General features: G+C 62.4%; 3 protein-coding genes. 1 reads left to right on the top strand and 2 read right to left on the bottom strand.

Annotated elements, in window-relative coordinates; all coding sequences use genetic code 11:
* The coding region (locus EOC94_RS33080; RefSeq protein ID WP_127295816.1) for a zincin-like metallopeptidase domain-containing protein at positions 1-914 on the bottom strand (914 nt) is incomplete at its 3' end.
* 320 nt (positions 915-1,234) lie between these two features.
* Here EOC94_RS33080 and EOC94_RS33075 point away from each other — a divergent pair.
* Positions 1,235-2,419 (top strand): MFS transporter, encoded by a 1,185-nt coding sequence (locus EOC94_RS33075; protein WP_127295814.1) that lies wholly within the window; start codon positions 1,235-1,237, stop codon positions 2,417-2,419.
* 88 nt (positions 2,420-2,507) lie between these two features.
* Here the strand turns inward: EOC94_RS33075 and EOC94_RS33070 are convergent, their stop codons facing one another.
* The gene (locus EOC94_RS33070) at positions 2,508-3,095 is read right to left on the bottom strand and encodes a hypothetical protein (protein WP_127295818.1); all 588 of its coding nucleotides are present in this window, start codon (positions 3,093-3,095) and stop codon (positions 2,508-2,510) included.
* Positions 3,096-3,414: the final 319 nt, after the last annotated feature.

Here is a 3,414-nt window from a genome sequence, read left to right as displayed (position 1 = left end):
GCGATCTGTGTCGCATTCGGCTGGAGGTCATGCAGATAGTTGACCGCACGCTGGGCATGGGCCGCCGCGGCAAAGATGAAGCGCTTCTCGTTCTTGAGAATTTCGAGCCAGCTTGCCAGGTAGCTGGCATGATCCGGCCGCGGCTCGAGCTCTGGCACGATGCCGAGGTCAGCTGCTAAAAAGCAGCCGCCGAGGTCGGCCACGAGCTCTTCGTGGGCCCGGAACTCGCGATCCTTGTGGTAACGGGAGAGGTTGCGATCCAGCCGCCTTTCCGACCCGACCCAATGGGTCATTTCGTGTCCGAGGGTCGCATAGTAGCCGGCCCCGTCGCGGAAACTCTCGAACGGCGGCATTTGCACAACATCGAGAGCCGGATGGAAATACGCCTTGTCGCCACCGTGGCGGATGACGGCCCCGGTATTTGCGAAGAAGGCATCCGCATGTTCGATCCGCTCCACCGGATCGGAAACCGGCGCGGGATTGCCGTAATACTGCGCGGGCAAGCCGTCGATCTGGTCGGCACAAAACACCGTATAGGCCTTGAGGAACGGGATCCCGCGCTCGACCTCTTCGCCATGGGCATCGGTTTCGGTGCGTACGATGCGGCTGGCATAGACAACCATCGAGCCGGTCTCGCCTTTGCGGACATGACCGCCCAGCTCGACGCTCTGCTTGAACGTCATCCAGGTTGGGGAAACAAAACCCCTCGAAACCGCCTCCGACCAGAGAAGCAGGGTATTGATCCCCTGATACGGCAATCCATTGTGGCGCAGCGGGCGCGTGATACGCCCCGTGGTGTTCGCCGCGCTCCACGGCTTCACCCACGGACGCACGCCCTTTTCCATCTCCGCGACGATGCGGTCGGTGATCTTCGCGTAGATATCGACGCGGGATTTGTTGCTCTTCCTGTCCATTTTCCGGACCTCCATTCGAGGCCGCGCCAATCGCGGCCGTCACGAGGTCCGACAGCGCAGGACCGCAGGTCCGCGAACCCGCAGAAGAGCAATCGGATAAAAGGGACACGTCGCTTGAGGGCCGCAACGTTAGTGGAGGACGGCGAAGCCGTTTCGCGGAACGAGGACCGGAGCAGGACCAACATTCGTGACGACCGCGGTTGGCACGGCCGCATCAGGTGGTCTGCCTGCTTTTTCTCATCTATTGCTTTTTGGGCCAGGGTGCCTGCTACCGAATCGGGTGCCAGGCGCAGCAATGTTGATCAGGGCTGGAATACCGCGTGAGAGCTTTTGAACGACCGCTATTCATTGCATTTTCGTGCGCTTCTTTCTTCATCGTTGGTGTGGGAATCGTTCTGCCTGCCTGGATAGCTTTCCATGGGGGCGGCTCTCGGCTGGTGGGACTGGTGTTGCTTTCATCCAGTGTGGCGGGTCTGTTGCTTGCGCCGGTCGCGGGTCATCTGGTCGATCGGCACGATCGGCGGACCGTGACGGTGGCGGGGCAGATGATCAGGGCCTTAGGGTTGCTCCTTCTCGCTCCCACCGGATTTGTCGCAGAATCTCTGTCGCCAGTGCTTCTCATCGTTTCCGGTGTACTGGGAGCCTTCGGGTTCGCGCTTTTGGCGGGATCGTTGAGTGGTATTTTGCAGGCGATTGTCCCAGAAGCCCAGCGCATGGGATTCGCCCTTCGGCTCTCCCTCTTTAATCAGGCTGGCATAGCGATCGGAACAGGTGCTGCCGGACTTGCCATCGACAGGCTCGGCAGTCCCATGTCTGCCCTGTTGTTCGCACTGGTGGCGCTGGCCTGTCTTCCCATGCTGAAGGTGATCACGTCGCATAGCGGCAATGTTCAAACGTCGCAGCGGCTCAGCCTCATTCCCGCTTCGAGGCAGGCGCTGAGCTATTTGCTCAACAACCCCCACAGCCTCTCCGCGGCGGTAACTGTCGGCCTGGCCTTTGCCGTGATCCAGATCACCAATCTGCTTCTTCCAGGTTTTGTGACCCGATCACTCAGCGGAGACAGCGGACTGTTCGGCCTGCTCGAGATGACAGCTGCTGCCGCCGGAATGCTCGCATTGGCGGTTGTCGGCATTGCGGCAATTGCCGAACGCCTCAGAAATCTTACGCCGACAATCCTGATTGCCGCGGGCGCCTCCTTGATTCTGTTCTCCCTGGCTACAACTCCGGCAGTCGCCGTTGTTCTTTATTGCGTCGCCGGCATGCTCTGGAACGTGGCCCGAGCGGCAGCCAATGGCCATCTTCTGACAGTCGTGGACACCACGATGATCGGCCGCGTGCAAGCCTTCACGACCCTGCTTACGAGTGGGTTTGGCCTTGCGATATACCTGCTGCCGACAATGGTGCCCGGAGCCTCGGAGGCAACCCTCTACATGGTGTGCGGCTTCGCCATTGCGGTCTGCGTTGGCGGCTTGTCCGTCTGGAGCAAAGCTCAAGAGCCGCGCTGATCCTGGGACTTGCTACGTCACATGAGTTTGTCGCAAAACCCGTCGTACGAAGAAGGCCGGGCGGAGCCGAAGCTCCGCCCGGTGGCAGTCAGCCCAGAGCCGCCATCTGCAGATCGGCCGCCTGCCGGCTGACGCCCTGGCCGGGGTTCTCGACCTGTCGCTCGTAGGGCCTCCAGCTCTCGCCGACGATGTGCTCGTAGGCGGCGACGGCGCCCTCGGCCGCCATGCGCAGGGCATGTGCCTGAAGGCCCATGTCGGCGGCGAACTCGCGCTTGCGCTGTGCATTGCTGTCGAAACCGACAGGACCGTCGAGGTCCTCGTCGCGGGTGTCGTTGGCGAGCCTGGCTGTGGCGTCCTTGGCCTCGGTGACGGCCTTCGAATAGAACTGGCCTGCTCCATAGGCGGAGCCGACGTAGGAGCCGACGACCCTCTGCAGGTGGATCTGCATCGCCTTGTCGGAAAGTCCCTCGGAGAGTGTGTCGGCGCCATCGATCAGGCTGCGCTCGTGGAATTCGCGTATGCCGTCGCTGTCGACGATGGGAAGACCGAAGCTTTCGGAGATGAGCGTGGCCTGATGGCCGTCCGGGCAGCAGAGCCGGACCATTTCGAGTGTCGTGCCCTTGCGGAGCTGGACGACGCGGGCCTTGGTCCTGGTGGAGCGGGTTGAACTGGACATTGAGCTTTCCTTTCTAGCGATGCCCTTCAGGTGATTGATCCGGCCCTTGCCGGTCTTCCCTGCGGGTGCGGTCGAAAGGAACCGGCGGAAGCTGGACGCTTCAGGGTCCGGGACCTGCCAGGCGAGCGAGGTCGGCTTGCGGAAAAGCGGGGGCCAGTCCTTCACTGGTCCCTGCGCGGGACGCGGGCCGGCCTTGCCGAGATCGGCGGGTTCCGGCCGCTCCGCGGCGCGATAGCGGCCTTGAAGGGGCCAGCCGCCGGTTCGGACCGAAGCAACCCCGCCGGAAAGACCGGCCGGGGATGAATTCGGACATCGGCAT

The organism is Mesorhizobium sp. M6A.T.Ce.TU.016.01.1.1 (genome assembly GCF_003997065.1).
Classification (GTDB): domain Bacteria; phylum Pseudomonadota; class Alphaproteobacteria; order Rhizobiales; family Rhizobiaceae; genus Mesorhizobium; species Mesorhizobium mediterraneum.
The sequence above is the reverse complement of the archived record's forward strand: the minus strand, read 5'-3'. Positions and strand labels throughout refer to the sequence as shown.